The following is a 22,053-nucleotide window of genomic DNA, read 5'->3' as shown; positions in this document are numbered from 1 at the left end:
CTCTTTAAAAACCTAACCTGCCCCGCAAATATTGCGAGGCAGGTTAGCGGGTTGCGTTAAGAAACCAGGGACTCTTCGAGTGCCTTGTTGGCTTCAATCAGCACCTTGGCGGCTTCGTTGACGCCTTCTTCGCGGCCGAGTGAAACGTCCTCGTGCTCGATGTTGACCAGCATGTTTGGATCGACGCGGTGAAGTGCGCGGAGGAATTCGGTCCAGTAAGCAACGTCATGACCGCGGCCCAGAGCAACGAAATCCCAAGCAGAGTTCTTTGGCCATTCATTCGCCCACTCGTCGCCGCCCAAGTTGGTGCGGTTTTCGGATGGGTCAAGGCGTCGGAAGCTGTTGTCCAGCACACCGTTGAGCTGAGCCCATTCCTTATTAATACGCACATCTTTGGCGGCGGCGTGGAAAATGAGTTCGCCCAGGTGATCAATCACAGAAATTGGATCCATCTGCTGCCAGAACAGGTGTGATGCATCCAGTTCGACGCCCACGTGGGTGGCGCCGGTGAGATCGATGAGCTTATGCACGTCAGCGGAGTTGAACACGATGTTCTGCGGGTGCAGCTCAAGGGCGACCTTCACGCCGTGATCTGCGGCAAGGCGGTCAGTCTCGCGCCAGAAGTCAGCTGCGATATCCCACTGGTAATCAAGGACATCCAAGGCAGCAGAATTCCAGGCGTTAACAACCCAGTTGGTGTACTTCGCGCCTGGTTCGCCGCCTGGAAGACCAGACATGGTGACCACACGGTTTTGGCCGAGGCGCTCTGCGAGGCGGATGGAACGTCGAATGTCTTCGGCATGCTTGTCCCCGATCGCCTTGTTGGGGTGAAGCGGGTTGCCGTTGCAGTTAAGGCCGTAGATGTCCACGCCGGTGCCTTCGAAAATCCCGAGGAATTCATCGCGGGCATCGTCGCTGACCAGGATGTCATCGATGGTCGGGATGTGGGTTGCAGGCAAAAATCCGCCGGTGTTCAGCTCAATTCCGGTGAGACCTGCAGCTTTGATGGCTGCGAGCGCTTCTGGCAGGGTGCGGTCGTGGAAGATCGCGTTGTAGAGACCGAGTTTCATGGTGAGGCTTTCTTGTTAGTTTTGAACTGGTGCCAGGACGGGGACTGCAACGGTTTCGCCACCTGCTGCAGCTGACTGTGATACAGCATCAATGAGCTGCATATTGTGTAGCCCTTCTTCCAAAGTTGCGCAGCGTGGCAGGCTTTCAGCTTCGGAGATTCCTGCGATTTCTTCGAGGAATGCGCGCGCCTGGAAAACGAAGCCTTCGTTTTGGCCAATTCCGACACCTGGTGCATCCATGGCCAGACCACCACGCCAGTAGGGGTGCTTTGGTCCGAGAGTGATGGTGCGGTAGCCGGCTTCTTGGCTGATTTCACTGGAGATAGCTGGGGTGAAGATCTTGAATTCGCCTGAGTTGCGGAAGTCGAAGAGCACGGAGCCCTTTTCGCAGAACACTTCAAAACCTAGGGTGTTTGGGTGTCCTTGGGAGATGCGGCTGACCTGGATGGTTGCGGTTCCGCCACCGGCAAACGTTCCGGAGAAGGACGCGACATCATCGTTTTCTACTGGCTCGTATTCATCGGATACTGCGCCACCTTCGTGACCAACGACTGCACCGAGTGGCTTGGGACGCTCGGTGATCACGGTGGATAGCTGGCCACCGCATACTTCTGCAAAATCAGATCCTGCAACGAATTCTGCCAGGTAGGTCAGGTGGCTTCCTACGTCTGCCAGTGCGCCGGAACCGTTTGGTCCCTTGTATCGCCAGCTGATGGGTGCTTGTGGGTTGGATCCGTAGTCGGTCCAGTAGTAGCCGCTGAAGTGTAGAACTTTGCCCATTTCTCCGGACTGGATGAGATCGCGGATGTGTGCCACGCCTGGGGAGCGGCGGTAGGTCAGACCAATTCGGGCAAGGGTGCCATCTGCTGACGCACGACCGGCAGCTTCAATCATGGCTTCTGCGTCTTCGATGTTGTCTGACAAAGGCTTCTCGCACAGCACATGCTTGCCGGACGCCAGGAGTGCTTCCACGATTTCGCGGTGCAGGAAGTTAGCCACCACGACGCTGACAACATCGATGTCATCGGCCTCAACGATCGCCTGCCAAGAGGTATCAAAGCGCTCAAAGCCGAAGCGTGCTGCGGTTTCTTCAGCTAGCTGCACGTTGGCATCCGCGATGGAAACCAGACGGATGTTGGGCAGAGTGGTGAAGTAGATGCTGGATGCGGTGCGGTAGCCCGCTGCGTGTGCTTTGCCTGCCATGCCTGCACCAATGACAGCTACGCGAAGTTCTTGCTGAGTCACTATGACCTCCTCGAGAAAAGATGATGTGTTGTTAGACCATGTGGATCCGGTATTGTGATCCACTACGCAATTGGAGCGCTCCAACACAAGCTATATTTGTTTAAATGTCCTGTCAATAGTTCAAGAGAAAATCGCAGAAAATGAGCACATCCCGCCCCACAATTTATGACGTCGCCAAAGCCGCAGGCGTCTCCAAATCATTGGTTTCTCTCGTGCTTCGCGGTTCCACCAACGTGAGCAAAGAATCCGAAGCCGCGGTCAAGACCGCGATAAAAAAGCTCAACTACCAGCCAAATCGCGCCGCATCAGACCTTGCGGCCAAGCGCACGCAGCTCATTGCAGTGCTTATCGACGACTACTCCAACCCGTGGTTCATCGACCTGATTCAAAGCCTCAGCGATGTGCTCACCCCCAAGGGGTACCGACTGTCCGTCATTGACTCATTAACCTCTCAAGCCGGCACCGATCCCATTACCAGTGCACTATCAATGCGCCCCGATGGAATCATCATCGCCCAAGACATCCCCGATTTCACTGTCCCCGATTCCCTACCCCCATTTGTCATCGCAGGCACCAGAATCACCCAAGCCAGCACCCATTATTCAGTGGCCAACGATGACTTCCGGGGCGCAGAAATAGCCACAAAACACCTCATCGATCTTGGACACACCCACATCGCCCACCTACGCGTGGGAAGTGGCGCTGGTATGCGACGCTTTGAAAGCTTCGAGGCAACCATGCGTGCACACGGACTCGAGCCACTGGCCAATGACTACTTAGGTCCTGCTATAGAGCACGCCGGATACACCGAAGCCCTCGCACTGCTCAAAGAACACCCCGAGGTCACCGCCATTTTCTCCTCCAACGACATCACTGCCATCGGAGCGCTCGGTGCCGCCCGTGAACTAGGTTTACGCGTGCCTGAAGACTTATCGATCATCGGATATGACAACACTCCCCTCGCCCAAACCCGACTAATCAACCTCACCACCATCGATGACAACAGCATCGGCGTCGGCTACAACGCCGCATTATTGTTGCTGAGCATGCTCGACCCTCAGGCACCCCACCCAGAGATCATGCATACATTGCAACCCTCGCTGATTGAACGGGGCACGTGCGCGCCACGTGGAGGATAGCTACCCCAAATACTTGGACTTCCTAATGAGGGATTACTTCGTCTCATTAGGATGATGGGTATGAACCTGCTCGAGGAAGACAGTGTTCTTCTCAACATAAAACCAGATTCGAGCAGACCCTTTCGCAGTAGGTTTATGTTGCCACCGATCATGCGCCTTCCCATTATGGTGGGTGCTGTTGCAAACTTCAGGCGGAGAGCCGTGACGACCCAGTCTTCATCCTCTGATGCTCGCTGCGGGTCGGCGTTCTCAGGCAGCCTCGAACACCCGGCTCACGATCACCGCATCCGGGTTCGGTTGCCCGTGAGGGCAAACATCGCGCCCTGGCCTTTCCTTAATGAGTGCATCGCTTCCATCCCTTTCAACGTCCGGTACGCCGAGGTCCGGTTTTTGAACGCCCCCTTCGGTCCGAGGATCCGTTTCAGCCGCCCATGATCTCCTTCAATGACGTTATTGAGGTATTTCACCTGCCGGTGTTCCACGGTCTGCGGGCAGATTCCCTCTGACTTCAACTCGGCGATTGCCCTGGCTAGGGAGGGTGCTTTATCGGTGTTGATCACCCGCGGGGACCCGGTTATCGTGTTCGACCTCAGGGTCTTGGCCAGGAAACGCTTCGCTGCGGCGACGTTACGCTTTGGGGACAGGTAAAAATCCAGGGTATGCCCACCCGCGGTGATCGCCAGATCAGAGGTAGCACCACCTGCCGCCGACTCGGATATAGGTCTCATCCACCCGCCAGGAACTGGCCTGCCAATCAGGTACCTGCCGGTACCACCGTGCTTGCTTGTCCAGCTCAGGGGCGTATTTCTGGACCCAGCGGTGAGAATCGTGGTGTGATCGACCGGCACGCCCCGCTGAAGTCATCATTTCCTCCAGATCTTAGGTCAGCTCACCCCGTAGCGGCAGTACCACCGCACTGCCCACAGGATGACCTCGCGGGGGAAATGACGACCGGAGAAGATACCCATGGCTGTGATTATTTCACGTCGCTCTTCCTACTGCCCCAACTTTGCAACAGCACCCTCGCTTTTCTTTCCAGCCACGCTTAGGGACGCTCCACCAGATGCGGATCGTCGTACCACTGCAGATCAGTGTTACTCAATCCAGCAGCAACAGCTGCTGCTGTTTCTTTCCATGAGGTCAGTTCAGTAAGAGCGAGGTGAGGTTGTTCGGTTGCAAACGATGCTCGTGCAGCGTCAAGAATCTCACGGGCACACGCCTCACGATCCGCCACTGACAGGGCCAGCATCCACGGGAATACTTTCGCCATACGTTCGGCTAAGGTGCCCTGATGATCAGTGGCCACAGTAATTAACTGTGCAGCCAACTCCAGCAGGCGGGCTCGCCCGTCAGCTTCGCGCTGCGACATCAATACCAACGCTTCACCATCACGACGTGTCACAGTAATGGGATGTTCTTCAGCTTCGGCAAAGACTTCAGCAGAGCGTTTACTCAACTCCGAGGAACGCCGGGTCCGATAGCGCAGATCAACTATCTTACTCATACCCCCACCCTATTCGGAACGTATTCGGAAGTCTAGGTTTTACAAACGGACCCTAGGAGCGCCGGCGGGATGCGGCATCCCTAGAGACAGACGTCTAATTACCGCTAGCAGCCAGCAGCACTTCTCCTTAGCTCAATTCAATGGTGCGTTTTTCCGCAGCGCTCTGGGCTACAGCATCCAACACCTTGAGCACTGCAACACCTTCACGTGCAGGCACCGGCCCTGCGCCACCGTTTTCCACAGCCAAGGCAAAGGCATCGTAGAAGCGGGTGTAATCGCCTTGTGCTGAAGGAATCACCTTTGAGCCTTCATCGGTAACCAAGGTGCCCCACCGCTCCTCCGATTCGTAGCCCCAGTGTTCGCGGTCATTGGTTGGTCGAAGTCCCTGTTTGATCGCCACGGTCTGCACGTCGGTGTAGTTGGATACGTAGGAGCCGCGCTCGCCCACCAGGCGGATTTCCCAGGACTCCAAGCGGTCAATCTTGCTAGCAGCAATGTGCGACATGGCACCGGATTCGTGTTCCAAAACGATGCGGAACCTTGCGTTGGTGGGACCTTCTGGAAGATCAATGGACCCAAGTTGAGCCGTCACAGAAGTCGCGGGCCCCATAAGAACCAGAGTCTGATCCACCACGTGTGAGCCCAGATCGCGCAGCAAACCACCTTCAGGACCTGCCTCCAAGGAATCAGGTTCAATCAGGTCCAGGCGTAGGTCAAGACCGCGCATCGCACCGAGTTCTTCTTGGATACCCAGTGCCGTGACGATGTGGGTGTCGTTGCGCCTGTTGTGGAAAACGTTGAGCAGCACTCCAGCTTTTTCAGCGGCTTCGACAAGTTCCATGGCATCTGCGGCTGATGGTGCAAACGGTTTATCGGCAACGACTGCCACACCTGCGTTGATTGCTTCCAACGCCAATTCCCGGCGCGTGGCTGGAGGGGTGGAGATCACCACCGCGTCCACACCCAGCTCGAGGAGTTCTGTCAGCGATCCCACGATGGCTACGTCTGGAAGATCTTCTGCAACGGCTGCTTTGGTGCCTTCAGAACGAGCAACTACGCCGACTAGTTCGCAGTGCGTGGAAGCTTGGATGTAAGGGGTGTGAAAGAGCCTGCCGCCGACGCCATAGCCAACGAGTCCGATTCGAATAGTCATGTTTTTATGCCTTTCAGAAGGGGGTTTTTAAGAGGAGGAAAAGGCTCGGGCACCGCCGTCGCGAGGCAAAGATAGTGCGCCGATTAGAGGAATAAGGAACAACGCTGCTGCCAGTGGGAATGCCCAGTTGGCGGTGGGTGCAAGGGACATGGCGATGACTGCCACCGCAATACCCAAAGACATGCCCAGTTGGTGCAGGGTTGCTGATAACACGTTGGCGTTGCTGGTTTGTTCTGGTGAGATATCGACAAACTGCAAGGTGTTGTAGGCACTGAAACCAAGGGACCTTAATGCGCCCGAAACAAAGAGCAGCAGCACGATGAGAACCAGTGGGGTATCTGCACGAACGAACAAAAAAGATGCCAATACCAAGGCGCCAGCAGCGTTAGAAAAGACCAGTACTGGTTTGAAATTCCAGCGTTTAATGATCGGCGTGGTGAAAGGTTTGATTGCCACGTTTCCTGCGAATAGTGCGACCACCATGGCACCCGCTAATGTTGCAGACCACCCAAACGCCACTTGGAAGAGCAAAGTGAACATGAATGGTGCTGCGGTGATTACCAAGCGGTAGATACTTCCGGAGGAATTACCCACTCGGAAACCTGGGATGCGCATGATGCTGAGATCAAAAAGTCGGCCTGGAACTCGCAGCCAGCGCACTACAAAACCGCATACCACCGCAGCACTTAAGACGAGGCATGCAGCGATAGTAAGTTCAGCCGAACTTCCCCTGGAAATTAACTCCGCAGCCACGGTCAGCGCCACCATCACCAGCATTGCGCCGAGGAAACCTGGAAGATCAAATCGTTTCACATTCACGGCAGTGTTCTTGGGCAGGATGAATAGTCCAGCAATGATCGCGATGATTCCTAAGGGCACGTTGAGGAGGAAGATCCATCGCCAACCAATGGTATCGGCAAGAAGACCTCCCAGAAGTGGGGCGATCACTGGGGCAACCAGAGCTGGCCAGGTTAAAAACGCGATGGCATCAAGGAGATCTTTGGGATCCGTTCCCCGGATTACTGCTAATCGCCCGACTGGGACAAGTAGTGCACCACCAAGACCTTGGATAACGCGAGCACCGGTAAGCACAGTCAGCCCCGGCGCGACCGCGCACACCAAGGAGGCTGCAGTGAACACCGCTAAAGCCAGTAATAGCACTTTACGCACACCAAATCGATCCGCCAGCCACCCTGCAGCCGGAATACCAGCTGCTGCAGCTGCCAAGTAAGCAACCAGGGCGATGCTGACATCCACGGCGTCAATACCGAAGTCACGAGCAATAGCTGGGACTGCGGTTGTCAGGATGGTGCCGTCGAGGATTTCTAGAAACAGTGCTCCCGCGGCAAGCAGCGCAATGGGAACGCTAAAGGACCGATCATTGCGCATGGCGTCGATGTCCAATCAGATGAAAGGGTGAAAGACGGTCTCTCCTCCTTAGATCTAAAGAAAAGAAACCGTCTTGGTAGTTTCGAGATAACTCTATGCGTTTTCGATGAGTGAGCGGATTTTCTCCAGCTGGTAGCGGGATACTTCATCTGCTGCTTCATCTTCTGCGAACACGTTGGAGACCAGCAGTGCGTCTTCGCGGTCAAGGTAACCTGTGGAGCGCAGCAGGCCGAAGATCTCTTCGAAGTTCACATCTCCATCACCGATTTTCAGGTGCTGGTGTACGCGCACCGCATTGCCTGGAGGGTTGGTGATGTAGCGCAGTCCGTGGGATTTGTGGTGGTCGAAGGTATCGGACAGATAGACGGCACCGAGGCGCTCCCCTACTGCTGGCAGAATTGCTTCGGCCTGGTCACCCATGTGGAATGAGTGGGGTGCCACGTAAACAAAGCCCACCTGCTTGGAGTTCAGGCCGCGGATGACTCGCCATGCTTCAATACCGTTTTCCACGAAATCATCGGGATGTGGGTCGATGTTGAACTTGATGCCCTCTTTTTCCAGGATTGGCAGGAGTTCTTCCATGGAGCGGTAGAAGGCGTCTTCGGAATCCTCGGAGCGTTCTGGGCGTCCAGAAAACTCAGTATTGAGGGTGTCCACTTCCAAATCAACGGCCAACTGGATGATGCGCTTGATGTTGCGTACCGCTGCAACGCGCTGGGTTTCCTCCGGCCAGGAAATACGCTGCACTGGCAACAACGCAGGAATGGTGACTCCGGCATCTTTGGCACGCTTTTTCAGGGCTGACACAAGATCATCGTCTGCCTTCGGATAGCGGAAGAAAGGACCGAAATCTACATGAGGGGTCAGCTGCATGTATTCATATCCCAAACGTGCGGTGACGTCGGGGAAATCCAACAGATCGTAATCATGGTGGAAGGGGGTGGGATCAAGAGCAATACGAACCACGTTCAAAACTCCTTAAGCGTAGAAATCTGGGCGAGGTGCCGCATCAACTGGGATGACGCCGCCGTCGAGTGCCTTGACACCAGCTTCGCATGACAGTGCAACCAGGTAACCATCCCATGCGTTAGGGCCTGCGACCAGGGTGCCTTCGTGGACTGCGTCGACCCAGCTCTGGATCTGGCGGTCGTAGGCGGTAGCGAAACGGGTGGTGAAATCGGTGTGTTCGTTGATCAGGAATTCACCGTCGCGCCAGCGCTGCATTCCGGATGGCTGGCCGATGCGGGCAAGTCCCTTTTCAAAGACCGCTTCGGTTGCTACCTGGTATCCGAATTGAATGTTTACGTTCATCTCTACGTCGACAAGCACGCCGTTTTCGAGCTCCATGATCACCAGGATTGGTTCTTTGAGGCCGGAGTGCGCCAGTGAGGAGGTCTTTGGGTACTTCACTTCAACGGATACAACTCGGGAGCCTGCGAGCCATGGGATGACATCGAATTCGTGGACGACGGAGTCGGTGATCAGCATGGACTGGGTGTAGCTCTCACCAACACTTGGGTTGCGGTGCAGGCCGCGGAGCATGAGCAGTTCGCCAGCTTCGCCGGATTCCACCAGTTTGCGCAAGTTGTTGTACTCAGGGTCGAAGCGGCGCATGAAACCGACCTGGATGTGTGGCTTATCCAGCTTTTGCTCCAGTTCGACGATGCGCAGTGAGGATTCAGAATCTGGGGTCAGTGGCTTTTCACACAGGATGGGAAGGCCTGCTTCTAGTGCTGGGACAAGTACTGGCTCATGGAACTGACCTGGTACGGCGATCAGCACTGCGTCAACAGCGTCGGCTGCGATGGCGTCCTCGATGCGGGTGAAGGCCTGTGCACCCGGCGCGTTTTCTGCAGCTGCGGCAGCACGGGCTGCATCGGGCTCAATAATGGCGGAGATGTGTGCACCAGAGGTGCGGTTGTTGATGCGATCGATGTGGTCAGCGCCCATGGCTCCTGCACCGACAACTCCAACGCGAAGGCTCTTGCTCATAATTTTTGTACTCCTTGAGAGGATTTAAGTGATTAGTTGACGCGTGCGAAGTGGGTGCAGCCGAAGATGTGCTTGCGGGTGCGCTCAGCGATTGGGAATGGGTAATCGATGTCGCAGCCGTACATGTCTTGTTCCACGATGGCGAAGATCTCGGAGTCGATCTTGGAGACTGCTTCGATGATTGGGGCCAAGTCTGGGATGCCGTGTGGTGGTTCGATCATGATGCCTTGGGTTACGGCTTCGGCAAATGGGGTGTCGTTCTTTAGTACGTCGAAAAGCAAAGTCGGATCGACCTGCTTGAGGTGCAGGTAGCCGATGCGCTCTGGGTGCTGCTCAATGAGCTTGACGTTGTCGCCGCCGTAGTAGGCGAAGTGGCCGGTATCAAGGCAGAGGTTGGTGTAGCGAGCATCGGTTTCTTCCAGGAAGCGTAGTACTTCGCGGGTGGTGCCGATGTGGCTGTCAGCGTGGGAGTGGAACTGCTGCTTCATGCCGAATTCCTCCAGCAGCGCCTTTCCCAGGCGGTCGTGGCCGGCGGCAAGCTTTGCCCACTTCTCATCATCAAGGGTGCGAGCTTCCAGTACTTCGCTGGTTGCGTCGGAGCGCCACAGGTCAGGGATGACAACGAGGTGCTCAGCGCCCAACTTGGAGGCCAGACCTGCAACGTCGAGTGCCTGATCCCAGGCGCGCTTCCACTGCTCTTCGCCCTTGTGGAATCCGGTGAACACGGTGCCGGCGGACAGCTTCAGGCCGCGCTTGCCCAGTTCATCTTCGAGCTGGTTGGCGTCGGTTGGCAGGTAGCCGTATGGGCCGAGCTCGATCCAGGTGTAGCCAGCTTTGACAACCTCGTCGAGGAAGCGCTCCCAAGGGATCTGCTTTGGATCCTCTGGGAACCACACGCCCCAGGAGTCAGGTGCGGTGCCGATGCGCAGGCCTGGGTTTTCGCCAGCCACAGATGAAGCTTTGGTGGATGCAGGTACAGAAGTGGTCATGGTGGTTCTCCTTAAATACGATTTGATTTAGCCGAGCAGCGGACGCTGGAGGGCTTGGTTTTTCAGGTAATCTTCACGAGCCGCGTTGGTGCTATCCAGCGTGGATGTCTCCGAGACCGGCACATCCCACCAACCAGCACCGTCTGGTGCGTAGATCAACGGATCGCTGTTGATGTGGATGAAGGTGGATTTCTCCGAAGCCTTCGCGGTTGCCATCGCTGCTTTAAGATCCTCGATTGCATTCGCGCTTGGTTCTACTTCAATGACATCCATGCCGTAGCTGCGCGCATTCATTGCCAGATCGACAGGCAGAATTTGCTCGCCCTGGAAGTTCTTCGCGTCAGCGTCGTATTCGCGGTACCAAGTACCAAAACGCTGCGAACCGACAGTTTCAGACAGGTGGCCGATGGAGGCATAGCCGTGGTTTTGGATGAGCACCACAATCACCTTGATACCTTCTGCCACGGCCGTGACCAGCTCAGTGTTGAGCATGAGGTACGAGCCGTCACCAACCATGATCACCACGTCGCGGTCATCGCCTGCGGCATCAAGTCCACGCTTCGCGCCGATACCGCCCGCGATTTCATAGCCCATGCACGAGAACGCATATTCCACGTGGTAGCCCAGCGCATCGCGCACACGCCACAGCTTGTGCAGGTCACCAGGCAAGGATCCAGCGGCCTGCACAATGACGTCTTTTTCGCTTGTCGACGCCTGCACCGCGCCGATGATCTCCGGCTGTCCAGGCAGCGCAAGACCAGAGGGCGCAAAAGACTTATCTACTTCTGTATCCCACGCAGCCTTTTCCTTCGCAATACGCTGCGCATAATCCTGCGATACAGTGAATCCCTGCAGAGCCTCAGCCAACTCCACGATTGCTTCACGCGCATCTGCAATCACTGGCAACTGAGTGCCGTGCTTGTAGGCATCAAAGGAAGCAATATTAATGTTGATGAAGGTGACATCAGGATTCTGGAATGCAGTACGAGACGCAGTGGTGAAATCGCTGTAACGAGTACCGATACCGATGATCACATCAGCATCACCAGCAATGCGGTTGGCAGCCAGCGTTCCGGTGGCACCCACACCACCGAGGTTTTGTGCATGATCCCACGCCAACACGCCACCACCAGCTTGGGAGGTACCCACTGGAATGCCAGTCTGCTCCACAAGTGCCTGCAGCTGCGTTTCCGCATCGGAGTACAACACTCCGCCACCAGCAATGATCATCGGATTCTTAGCGTTTTTGATGACTTCAATCGCACGAGCCAACGCAGCACGCTCTGGACGTGGGCGCCTAATGTGCCACTCACGATCCTGCAAGAACTCCACCGGCACATCGAGCATTTCAGCCTGCACATCTTCTGGAAGCGCAATGGTGACCGCACCGGTTTCTGCGGGATCAGTCAACACACGCATCGCAGCCAACGCAATAGAGAACAACTGCTCCGGGCGCTGCACCCGATCAAAGAACTTAGACACAGGGCGGAAAGCATCATTAACCGTCAGCCCGATATCCCATGGCTGCTCCAACTGCTGCAACACTGGATCCGCCACGCGGGTGGCAAAAGTATCACTAGGCAGCAGCAACGCTGGCAAACGGTTGGTGGTAGCAAGAGCCGCACCGGTTAACAGGTTGGTCGCGCCGGGTCCAACAGATGCGGCAGATGCGTATGTGCCACGACGGCGGTGCATGCGTGCATATCCAACAGACTGGTGCACCATCGCCTGCTCATTACGAGCCTGGTAGTACGGCATGAGCTCAGGTTGTTCAACGTTGTACTGCTTGAGTGCCTGGCCAATGCCAGCAACGTTTCCGTGTCCGAAAATTCCGAACATGCCTGGAATGGTGCGCTCGCGGATATCGCCGTCGACAGTCCACTGGTGACCAAGGAATTCAACCAGTGCCTGGCTAACTGTCATTCTCTTCGTTTCAGCCATGAAATTTTATCCCTCCTTGTTTGCGTTCTCATATGGCAAGCGATCATCAAATGCTTGCCCGGTCCATGTATCTCGAACCCAGGCGTGCGCTGGGTCATCGTTAATCAGCCAGATTCTCTCCGGATCAGGTCCTGCCATGACGTTGAGGTAGTACAAGTCATAGCCAGGTGCTGCCACGGCAGGGCCGTGGTATCCGAAAGGAACTAGCGCGATATCGCCGCTGTACACCATGGCGTTGATATCGATCTCCCCCGCTGGTGAGGAGTAGGTGGAAAACATTCCGAAAGCTCCTTCTGCTGCTTCGGCCCTGCCACCAACTCGCGATGGGGCGCTTTCGAAGTAGTAGATTTCCTCCAGCTTGGACTCGTGTCCTGGGATGTGCTCATCATGCTTGTGTGGAGGGTAAGAGCTCCAGTTTTCACCTGGGGTGATTACTTCACACACGATTAGTCGAGCAGCATCGAGAGCTTCCGGGGTGCCAAAGTTGTGGACTTGTCGGCTCGAGCGGCCAGCTCCACGCAACTCCACAGGAGTTTCTGCTGGAGCGATGTACTTCCACTCCTTGGGTTCCTGAGTGGGAGCTTCCGCCACGGCGACTCGTCCCTGACCACTGAGCGTTGCTGTTTGTCCAGTGGGGAGGTAGAGCACATCGGTTGGTCCATCAAAGACTGACTTTCTTCCGTGAAGATGGGTCACCTGACCATGGTGGGCAACATCGAAGCTGCCCTGAAGTGGAATGAAGATGCGTTCCACACCAGTGTCATTCAGTTCAAGCGATTCACCACTGCCCAGTTCGGCAATGCGGATGCCGGTGTATTCCCAACCTGGGGTGGTGGCATCGACAACGCTTTGCCAACCATCTCGGGCCAGTTCGCCCTTCTTATGGAACCAACGCATAGTCCTGTGCTCTCCTTCAATTAATCGTTCTGTGGGAAACCGAGGTTAATGCCACCGTGGGTTGCTGGGTCGAGCCAACGGCTGGTGATCGCCTTTTCCCTGGTGAAGAAATCAAAACCTTGAGTGCCATATGCCTTGGCGTCACCGAAGAGGGAGTTCTTCCAACCACCGAAGGAGTGGTACGCAACAGGCACTGGGATTGGTACGTTGATGCCGATCATGCCCACTTCGATCTCATGCTGGAAGCGGCGTGCCGCTCCACCATCGTTGGTGAAGATTGCGGTTCCGTTGCCGAATTCACCGGAGTTGATCAGCTCAATTGCCTCGTCGAAGGATGCGACACGAACGACAGAGAGGACCGGGCCGAAGATTTCTTCGGTGTAGGCGCGGGACGTGAGGGGGATGTCGTCGATAAGCGTAGGGCCGAAGAAGAAGCCCTCCTCGTGCCCGTCTACGGCGCAGTTACGCCCGTCCACGATGATCTTGGCGCCGTCGGCCTCAGCGATGTCGACATAAGAAGCGACCTTGTCGCGGTGGACGTCGGTGATTAGTGGGCCCAGGTGCGGCTCGCCCTGCTCGTCGCCGGCACCGTTGCCGATGCGCAGGGTGTCGATGCGCTCCTTGATCTTCTCAATGAGCTCGTCGGCAACAGATTCAATAGCCAAGACCACAGAAACAGCCATGCAACGCTCACCGGCAGCGCCGTAACCTGCGTTGATTGCCTGATCGGCAACCAGATCCAGATCAGCATCTGGCAGCACCAGCATGTGGTTCTTCGCGCCGCCCAACGCCTGGACGCGCTTGCCGTTCTTCGCGGAAGTCTCGTAGATGTACTTTGCGATTGGGGTGGAACCCACGAAGGAAATCGCGGAGACATCAGGGCTGTTCAGCAAACCATCAACAGCCAGCTTGTCGCCCTGGAGCACGTTGAACACGCCGTCTGGAAGACCAGCTTCCTTCCAGATCTGAGCCATCCACAGCGCTGCGGAAGGATCCTTCTCTGAAGGCTTCAAAATAACTGCGTTACCTGCAGCGATTGCGATTGGGAAGAACCACATCGGCACCATCGCAGGGAAGTTGAACGGGCTGATGATTCCGACAACGCCCAGTGGCTGCTTCAAGGAATACACATCAATTCCAGTGGAAACATTCTCATTGAACGCACCTTTAAGCAGGTGTGGGAAACCGGTAGCAAGCTCCACTACTTCCTGACCACGCAGGATTTCACCCATGGCATCGGACAAGACCTTGCCGTGCTCTGCAGTGATGATCTCCGCCAGCTCACCCTTGCGAGCATTCAGCAGCTCACGGAAGTTGAAAAGCACAGTCTGACGCTTAGCGATAGACAGGTTGCCCCACGTCTTAGCAGCCTTGGTGGCAGAAGCGATGGTGGCATCGATCTCTTCCTGGCTAGCCAGCGCAACATTGGCGGTGACCTGGCCAGTTGCAGGATTGTAGACAGGAGCGGTCTTGCCGGAAGTGGATGGGGAAATCGCGCCGTCAATCCAGTGCGAGATGGTTTGTGGTTCAGACATGTGTGTAAATTCCTTAAATGCTCTGCGAAGTGAATTGTTGAATATCTGTGTGAACAAGTCGCGCTGCGGTATCAACAGCGGCGGCGACATCGCCGTCTTGCGGATACAGCAGAGTGCGTCCCACGGTCAGGCCACGCACACCCGGCAGGGAAAGTGCATGCTCCCAGGATGCGAAGGTGGCATCTGGATCGTTGCCGCCTTCGCCGCCCAACAACAGGGTTGGCATGGTGGTGGATTCCATGACGCGCTCCATCTCCTCCACCACTGGAAGCTTCATCCAGGTGTAGGAAGAATCATTGCCCAGACCAGCAGCAATGGCGACAGATTGGATAACTGCATCGGTGGAAAGATCATTGACCACCTTGCCGTTTACCCAGTTGCTCATGAACGGCTCCAGCATGATGGGCAGCTGTGCTGCTGCAGCCTCATTGACTGCATGCGCGGTGGATTCTAAAGTCGGGGCGGTTCCGGCGTCATTCAAGTTGATGCGCACCAAGGTTTTCGCGAAATCCACGCCACGATCCACCATGGAGGAAACATTGTAACCGGTGTAGCGATCGTCCATTTCAAAGGAAGCGCCACGCAGGCCGCCACGGTTCATCGAGCCAACCACGATCTTGTCATCGAGCAGTCCGAGCGCTGCCAGATCATCAATGATGTCTGGAGTTCCCAACACACCGTCCACGCCCGGGCGAGATAATGCGATAGCCATGCGTTCAATCAGCTCATAGCGGTTAGCCATGGCGGTTTCATTATCGCCAACAGCCAGGGCGCCACGTGCTGGATGGTCGGCAGCCACGATAAACAGCTTGCCGTCATCACCGAGCAGTTCGCGCTTGCGACGCTGCTTGAAACGTTCCGCCACCATCGTGGGTTCAGCCGCACGCATCCGCCGTAGGGCTTCAAAGCTCTCTGGAGAGATAATCGGAGGAGTCATATCAGACTTTCTGGTTGAGGGAGGCTTCCACCTCATCGGTAGTAGGCATTGCGGTGGAGCATTCAAGACGGGACGCCACAAGCGCACCCGCGGTGTTGGCAAAACGGAGAACCTTTTCCAACGGCCATTCAGAGAGCAGACCGTGGCACAGCGCACCGCCGAACGCATCGCCGGCACCAAGACCGTTGATAACATCCACGAAGAACGGAGGAACCTCCACGGTTTCGTCCTTGGTCATCGCCATGACACCCTTAGGTCCCTGCTTGACGATGGCCAACTCCACACCGCGTTCCAACAGTGCTCGGCCGGCGCGCTCTGGCTCGGTCTCGCCCACTGCGATTTCGCATTCTTCCTTGTTGCCAACCGCCACCGTGGAATGCTGCAACGCCCATTCCGCCTGTTTGGTGGCCTCTTCTGGGGACTCCCAAAACATTGGTCGGTAGTCCAGATCAAAGATGGTGTGGCGACGGTTAGCGCGAGTAGCCAGGATCTCGCGGTGTGTGCCACGGCTTGGCTCCTCGCTGAAACCAGTGAGCGTAAACCACAAAATATCAGCCTCACGTACATCGTCCAGGCTGACATCTGCAGACTCAATATTCAGATCCGGAGCCTTTGGCTCACGGTAGAAGTACAGTGGGAAATCATCAGGTGGGAAAATTTCACAGAAGGTCACTGGGGTTTTAAAGGTCTGATCCGTGGCAACGTACTGGTTATCCACGCCCAAGCGATCCAGCTCCGCTAGCAGGTACTCACCGAAAGGATCATTGCCTACACGCGCCAGCAGCGCAGAATTTCGTCCATGGCGAGCAGCTGCAACAGAGACATTTGCAGCGCTTCCGCCGAGATACTTTCCAAATGTTTGAACATCGGCCAGACCTACCCCACTTTGCAGTGGGTAAATATCTACGCCCAAGCGACCGATAGCTAGGACTTCGTGAGTGCTCGTCAAGTTTGTCATGTGGCGATGCAACCCTTCACTCATTTTCAATGGAATGTGGCGACCCTCACGATCGCATGTTATGACAATAACACATTGTCCTGACAAGGCAATGGTTTTTTAAAAGTTTCTTAAACGATTCACTAATCCACACAAAACCCCAGCACAATACACCTGCACTTATAGAAAAATACTCCCGTGGCACCAAAATTACCCCCACCACTCAAGGGAATAATCGCCATATCTACCCACAAAGACCTGCATATTCTAGAGATGGACAAAGATTCCACTACGTTTTTGCCTTAACAGGTGATAATGTCTGATCAATAACAGCTGCGGACAGCTCATGAGACCTGCGAAAACATACATTAACCATGAGCGAAACGAAGATCCCAGTTACATTGTTCAAATGTCTTTACACATTTATTTCAGCTTGTTAGGCAGACAAAGAAGGAGACAAAATGACCACCGAAGCTCCCGTTTGGCCAGCCGAACTCTTCGAAGACCTCGACAGAAACGGACCAATCCCCCTTTACTTTCAGGTAGCTAAACGCCTAGAAGAGGGCATCCGAAGCGGAGTCCTCGCTCCCGGCGCGCGTCTAGAAAACGAAATTTCGGTGGCAAAACACCTCAACGTTTCCCGGCCCACCGTGCGCCGCGCCATCCAAGAAGTTGTTGATAAAGGTCTACTCGTCCGCCGCCGTGGTGTCGGCACACAAGTAGTACAAAGCCATGTCACCAGGCCAGTGGAACTAACCAGTTTCTTTAACGACCTCAAGAACGCCAACTTGGATCCCAAAACGCAAGTCCTCGAGCATCGACTCCTCGCAGCAAACTCTGCAATTGCAGATAAGCTCGGTGTTTCTGCAGGTGCTGAAGTACTTCTGATTCGCCGTCTACGATCCACAGGAGATATACCTGTGGCAATTTTAGAAAACTACCTGCCACCAACATTTAATAATATCTCCCAAGATGAACTGGAGAAGGGAGGACTATACGATGCGCTGCGCAGCCGAGGTGTCGTATTGAAAATCGCAAACCAAAAGATTGGTGCACGCCGAGCCGTCGGCGAAGAAAGCACCCTATTAAATATTGATGATGGTGGCCCCCTACTCACTGTCGAACGTGTTGCCTTAGACAATTCCGGTCAGGTAATTGAGCTGGGCAGTCATTGCTATAGGCCAGATATGTACAACTTTGAAACCACCTTGGTGGCCCGATAAACACCAATCCAGGTGGCTACCAAAGCCCATGCTCTCTTTGAAAACTGGGCAGTTTTGGTGGTCACCTGGCCTAGGAAAAGTGGGCGAACAGCACACTTAATCGTCTTCTTTATGCCCCTCCATGTGTTGGGGCACTCTTGCTGGCTGTACTTCCGGAACCCCCGCTGGAGCCGGAGCCAATTGCTGGGTGGGGGCGTCGAAAAGCGCTAATTCTTTGGTGCTTGTAATAATGCCTGGGGCGAAGGCATAGCTGGAATCATCGCGGGCTTCGGCCCAGCTGCGCCAGATGAGATAAATAGCTAATGGGTACATGACCAGGCTGATCACAACGATATTGATAACACTGGCGATGTTATTTCCCCACATCAAATTCCACGCAAAGTGCAACGCGAATGCGAGGAACAACCAGCCAATTGCAACGGTCCAACGCCAGGCTTTGGTTTTATGCGCGCGGAAAAGTGCCAGTGCAATGCCATAACCAGCAAAGGCGGTGAGAAGTGTATGGATCAAAGGCCCCAACAACGTGCGGTATTGCCACATCATGAGCACACCATCAAGATCCGAATTAGGATCCATCATTCCGCCAGTTGTGCCATACAGAATATTCTCATTGACCTCAAACCCTAAGCCCACCAAAGCACCAGTAATCAAGCCATGCCATGGCCTATTGAGTTGTCTAAAACTCAACAAAATGATAGCAACGCCGAGAGCCTTAGCAATTTCTTCTGGATAAGCTCCAGCGAAACTCATGGAGACAAAATCCCAATTGAGTTTGTCCGTGAGCGTCAAAATAGGACCTGCGAAAATCATGATCAGCCCGAAACCAACGAAAGCCCCCCACATCAAAGATCCCGCAACCCACGCTATCCCGGCGCGATTTTTTCTCTCACCAGGAAGCTTAAATTGGGGCCACAACGGGGTGCGACTCAATGCTCCCACGACGATTACTACATACAGCACTGCAAACACCAGATTGACCGCAATAGAAGCAGCATCAACGAAGGCAAAAGATGCAAGGCTTAAGAAAATAGCTGGTGTTGCTAAAAGAACCGCAACCCACAACGTGATGCTAAAAAGGCGACTCATAGGGATTCTCCTCCCAGATTAGGCATGCTGGCACCTGGGGAAAACAGCTCCGGGTGTTGTTCCAAAAAATCCTCCGGGAGCTCAAATGGGAAACCTTCTGCCGGCGTGTCTGGCCACATATCCTGTTCCAATTCCAATGGGAACTCCTGCTGATATGGCAAGCCGCGTTCCACTGCCATGCTGGACCACATGTTGGTGCTGTAATAATCAACGGATTCACCATTGATAATGGCCACCGCTGTGAGGTTTTCATAATCTCCGCTGCCCTGCATGCTGAGAGCCACGATAGGTAATGTCCATACGCCACCAGATTGTTCACCGGGAACATACAACGCATGTGCACGGCCGTCCTCGCTGGCCACTGCCTGCAGGCTTTCATCCACCTCAGTAAACAATGCGGCATTCACCATGCGACGCAAGGTATTGGAAGGATCTTTGACCCCCTCCACCATCATGGTCACGACCGTGGTATCCCCATTGCAATTCCAATATTTCCGAGTGATCTCATCGGATGTTTCCTCACACATCACCGCAGCGGATCCCTCCGTGGTGATAGGAACCGACCAATCCACACCCAAAAGATCAATCTCTATTTGCTTATAGTCATTGCCTTTATCTGGAACCACCAGGTTAATCAATGTAGGAAGCAGCAACAAAAGGGTCGCTAAACCCACAATTGCAAACCATAGCTTTCCCTGACCTTGAGGTTTCAGCTGGTACTTACCCTCTATTACACTCACACTGACAGGCTACCTGCTGGGGTGGACATGATCTTCAAAGCTCAACCACTTGTGGCACCTGACACAACCCCCGTGGCACTAAATCCCCTAGAGTAGGCCACATGAAAGATCTTTATCGCTTTGTCAATGGTCCGTGGCTTGACACCCACATCATCCCCGATGATCGCGCAGTAGATGGTACTTTCCATAAGCTCCGCGATGATGCTGAAGAAGATGTCCACACCATCGTCCAAGAAGATACCGGGCGCGCAGGCACTCTTTATGCCTCTTTTATGGATACTGACACCATCAATGCTGCTGGTGTTGCACCACTTGATGCAGATCTAGACAGGCTTTCTGTTGCCAACTCCTCCCTATTCGCTGCAGCACTGGGTGAACTCGACCGCGAAGGCGTTGGCGCACCCGTAGGATTCTGGGTGGAAAAGGATTCCTCCTCCAACGATTCCGTTCCTTATCTCATCCAGTCTGGTCTCGGACTGCCTGATGAGGCTTATTACCGCGAAGATACCCACGCGGACACCCTCGTAGCATACAAAGAGCACGTTGAGCGCATGCTTGGCTTCCTCGATAACAGCCGCCTCCTCGGTCTCGATGCCGCAACTGCTGCAGCACGCATCGTTGCTCTAGAAACCGAAATCGCTGCTGGCCACTGGAACGTTGTAAAAACTCGTGATGCCGTAGCTACTTATAACCCTTCTGAGCTGTCCGCACTGCCACCAAAAATCCGCACCATGATGAGCTCCGCCGGCCTGCCTGACCAGCGCCTTGTCTCGATGATGCCGTCCTACATCGACCACCTCAACGGCTTGCTTGTCGACGACCGCCTCCCGGACTGGCAGCTCTGGGCAACGTGGCACATCCTAAGGTCCCGCGCAGGACTGCTGACCGAGGATATTAGCCAAGCAAACTTCGATTTCTATGGCACCAAACTATCCGGCGCCACCGAACAAAAAGACCGCTGGAAGCGTGCTGTCGGCCTGGCAGAACGCATGGTGGGTGAGGAAATCGGGCAACGGTTCGTCGAAAAGCATTTCCCTGCAAGCTCCAAGGAGCACATGCTGGAACTCGTCGATTACCTGGTGGCCGCCTACCGCGATCGCATCTCCAATCTCGCATGGATGACCCCCGAAACCCGCGAACGTGCCCTAGAAAAGCTGAGCAAATTCAATGCAAAGATCGGCTACCCAGAAAAGTGGCGCTCCTACGAAGGTCTCGAATTTAGTGCTGACCTGGTAGAAAACACCCGCCGAGGCTCCGCATTCCTCCACGACTATGAACTGGGCAAAATCGGCAAACCAGCCGACCGCGACGAATGGGTCACCACCCCACAAACGGTCAATGCCTTCTACAACCCCGTAGTCAATGACATCACCTTCCCCGCTGCCATCCTGCGCGCACCATTTTTCTCCCCCGAAACAGAAGCAGCAGAAAACTTCGGTGCCATCGGCGCTGTGATCGGCCACGAAATCGGACACGGCTTCGACGACCAAGGCAGCCAATACGACGGCGACGGCAACCTCAACTCCTGGTGGACCGATGAAGACCGCTCCGCATTCGAGCAACTCACCTCACGCCTCGTCACCCAATTCAGCGGACTCGTCCCAGCAGTTTTGACCGCTGAAGGCATCGAAACCAACGGCGTGAACGGTGAATTTACCCTCGGCGAAAACATCGGTGACCTCGGTGGACTAGGCATCGCGGTAGTTGCCTATGAAAAATACCTCGCAGACCGCGGCCAAACCTTCGCCACCTCCCCATCCCAAACTTTCGAGGCAGAAGGTGCAGAAGAAGGCCTCGCCGGACAGGAATTCAACGGCCTCCAGCGCCTCTTCCTCTCCTGGGCCCGCGTCTGGCGCACCACCATCCGCCCACAAATGGCCGTTCAATACCTCGCCATTGATCCACACTCCCCTGCAGAGTTCCGCTGCAACGTCATTGCCGGAAACGTCGCTGAATTCTACGAAGCCTTCGATGTTCCCGAAGATGCACCGGTATATATCAAACCGGAAGAACGCCTCGCCATCTGGTAATTCTTTTAGATAGCGAAAAAGGGCCCTCATGCTTCTCGGTGTGAGGGCTTTTGTGTTGGGGTTTTCATCCGATATGTGGTCGGCTGTCAAAAAACCAGACCAGGCGACCAAAACTTCCAGGGTTCTCTCTAGTTTTGGTCGCCCAGTCTGATGTGAAATTTTTAAACCAGACCAGGTGACCAAAATGTGCTGACCCAATGTCACTTTTGGTCACCTGGTCTGGTGCAGCTAAAAAATTGCCTCCAA

The 22,053-nt window shown here is 55.0% G+C and carries 18 protein-coding genes and 1 pseudogene; 3 read left to right on the top strand and 16 right to left on the bottom strand.

The features are described 5' to 3' along the window. Positions 1–56: 56 nt before the first annotated feature. Both ccrud_RS00895 and ccrud_RS00890 read right to left on the bottom strand, forming a co-directional pair. On the bottom strand, positions 57–1,070 hold the full coding sequence (locus ccrud_RS00895; protein WP_066563556.1) for a sugar phosphate isomerase/epimerase family protein: 1,014 nt from the start codon (positions 1,068–1,070) through the stop codon (positions 57–59). Positions 1,071–1,085: 15 nt separating this feature from the next. Then, positions 1,086–2,315, bottom strand: coding sequence for a Gfo/Idh/MocA family protein (locus ccrud_RS00890; protein ID WP_066563553.1), 1,230 nt, complete (start codon positions 2,313–2,315; stop codon positions 1,086–1,088). A gap of 140 nt (positions 2,316–2,455) precedes the next feature. Here ccrud_RS00890 and ccrud_RS00885 point away from each other — a divergent pair, with 140 nt between their 5' ends. Beyond that, positions 2,456–3,454 carry a LacI family DNA-binding transcriptional regulator gene (locus tag ccrud_RS00885; protein WP_066563550.1) on the top strand — a complete coding sequence of 333 codons (999 nt, stop codon included), beginning with the start codon at positions 2,456–2,458 and terminating at the stop codon, positions 3,452–3,454. A 249-nt stretch (positions 3,455–3,703) separates the two neighbouring features. On the opposite strand, the pseudogene ccrud_RS00880 reads toward ccrud_RS00885, so the two are convergent. The 12 genes and pseudogenes from ccrud_RS00880 to iolC all read right to left on the bottom strand — a co-directional run bounded on the left by ccrud_RS00880 (position 3,704) and on the right by iolC (position 16,749). Continuing rightward, positions 3,704–4,422: pseudogene (locus tag ccrud_RS00880) on the bottom strand (IS6 family transposase). Between the two features lie 77 nt (positions 4,423–4,499). Further along, on the bottom strand, positions 4,500–4,958 hold the full coding sequence (locus tag ccrud_RS00875; RefSeq protein WP_003857119.1) for a prevent-host-death protein: 459 nt from the start codon (positions 4,956–4,958) through the stop codon (positions 4,500–4,502). A 127-nt stretch (positions 4,959–5,085) separates the two neighbouring features. Then, a complete protein-coding gene (locus tag ccrud_RS00870; protein ID WP_066563548.1) occupies positions 5,086–6,111 on the bottom strand; it encodes a Gfo/Idh/MocA family oxidoreductase in 1,026 nt (341 codons plus the stop codon). Positions 6,112–6,138: 27 nt separating this feature from the next. Next, the gene (locus tag ccrud_RS00865) at positions 6,139–7,500 is read right to left on the bottom strand and encodes an MFS transporter (protein ID WP_066569317.1); all 1,362 of its coding nucleotides are present in this window, start codon (positions 7,498–7,500) and stop codon (positions 6,139–6,141) included. Positions 7,501–7,593: 93 nt separating this feature from the next. Further along, positions 7,594–8,466 (bottom strand): sugar phosphate isomerase/epimerase family protein, encoded by an 873-nt coding sequence (locus ccrud_RS00860; protein WP_066563545.1) that lies wholly within the window; start codon positions 8,464–8,466, stop codon positions 7,594–7,596. Between the two features lie 12 nt (positions 8,467–8,478). Next, on the bottom strand, positions 8,479–9,492 hold the full coding sequence (locus ccrud_RS00855) for a Gfo/Idh/MocA family protein (protein ID WP_066563543.1): 1,014 nt from the start codon (positions 9,490–9,492) through the stop codon (positions 8,479–8,481). 32 nt (positions 9,493–9,524) lie between these two features. Next, positions 9,525–10,481: a sugar phosphate isomerase/epimerase family protein gene (locus ccrud_RS00850; RefSeq protein ID WP_003857128.1), complete on the bottom strand. Its 957-nt coding sequence runs from the start codon at positions 10,479–10,481 to the stop codon at positions 9,525–9,527. 27 nt (positions 10,482–10,508) lie between these two features. Beyond that, entirely contained in the window at positions 10,509–12,422 is a 1,914-nt protein-coding gene (gene iolD / locus ccrud_RS00845) for a 3D-(3,5/4)-trihydroxycyclohexane-1,2-dione acylhydrolase (decyclizing) (RefSeq protein ID WP_066563540.1), read from the bottom strand. Positions 12,423–12,428: 6 nt separating this feature from the next. Further along, positions 12,429–13,319: a 5-deoxy-glucuronate isomerase gene (gene iolB / locus ccrud_RS00840; protein WP_003862468.1), complete on the bottom strand. Its 891-nt coding sequence runs from the start codon at positions 13,317–13,319 to the stop codon at positions 12,429–12,431. 20 nt (positions 13,320–13,339) lie between these two features. After that, positions 13,340–14,854: a CoA-acylating methylmalonate-semialdehyde dehydrogenase gene (locus ccrud_RS00835; RefSeq protein ID WP_066563538.1), complete on the bottom strand. Its 1,515-nt coding sequence runs from the start codon at positions 14,852–14,854 to the stop codon at positions 13,340–13,342. A 13-nt stretch (positions 14,855–14,867) separates the two neighbouring features. Next, positions 14,868–15,791 carry a class I fructose-bisphosphate aldolase gene (locus tag ccrud_RS00830; RefSeq protein ID WP_066563535.1) on the bottom strand — a complete coding sequence of 308 codons (924 nt, stop codon included), beginning with the start codon at positions 15,789–15,791 and terminating at the stop codon, positions 14,868–14,870. Between the two features lies 1 nt (position 15,792). Next, positions 15,793–16,749 carry a 5-dehydro-2-deoxygluconokinase gene (iolC, locus tag ccrud_RS00825; RefSeq protein WP_066563532.1) on the bottom strand — a complete coding sequence of 319 codons (957 nt, stop codon included), beginning with the start codon at positions 16,747–16,749 and terminating at the stop codon, positions 15,793–15,795. A gap of 440 nt (positions 16,750–17,189) precedes the next feature. Between iolC and iolR the strand changes: the two genes are divergently transcribed. Continuing rightward, a complete protein-coding gene (iolR, locus tag ccrud_RS00820; RefSeq protein ID WP_066563529.1) occupies positions 17,190–17,951 on the top strand; it encodes a GntR family transcriptional regulator IolR in 762 nt (253 codons plus the stop codon). A gap of 96 nt (positions 17,952–18,047) precedes the next feature. On the opposite strand, the gene ccrud_RS00815 is transcribed toward iolR, so the two are convergent. Then, entirely contained in the window at positions 18,048–19,037 is a 990-nt protein-coding gene (locus tag ccrud_RS00815) for a PrsW family intramembrane metalloprotease (RefSeq protein WP_066563526.1), read from the bottom strand. Beyond that, on the bottom strand, positions 19,034–19,777 hold the full coding sequence (locus ccrud_RS00810) for a hypothetical protein (RefSeq protein WP_066563519.1): 744 nt from the start codon (positions 19,775–19,777) through the stop codon (positions 19,034–19,036). Before ccrud_RS00810 ends, ccrud_RS00815 begins: the two co-directional genes overlap by 4 nt. Positions 19,778–19,878: 101 nt before the next feature. Here ccrud_RS00810 and ccrud_RS00805 point away from each other — a divergent pair, with 101 nt between their 5' ends. After that, a complete protein-coding gene (locus tag ccrud_RS00805; RefSeq protein ID WP_066563517.1) occupies positions 19,879–21,807 on the top strand; it encodes a M13 family metallopeptidase in 1,929 nt (642 codons plus the stop codon). The last annotated feature ends 246 nt before the right edge of the window (positions 21,808–22,053 follow it).

Origin of the sequence: Corynebacterium crudilactis, assembly GCF_001643015.1 — a bacterium.
GTDB classification, from domain to species: Bacteria; Actinomycetota; Actinomycetes; order Mycobacteriales; family Mycobacteriaceae; genus Corynebacterium; species Corynebacterium crudilactis.
The sequence above is the reverse complement of the archived record's forward strand: the minus strand, read 5'-3'. Positions and strand labels throughout refer to the sequence as shown.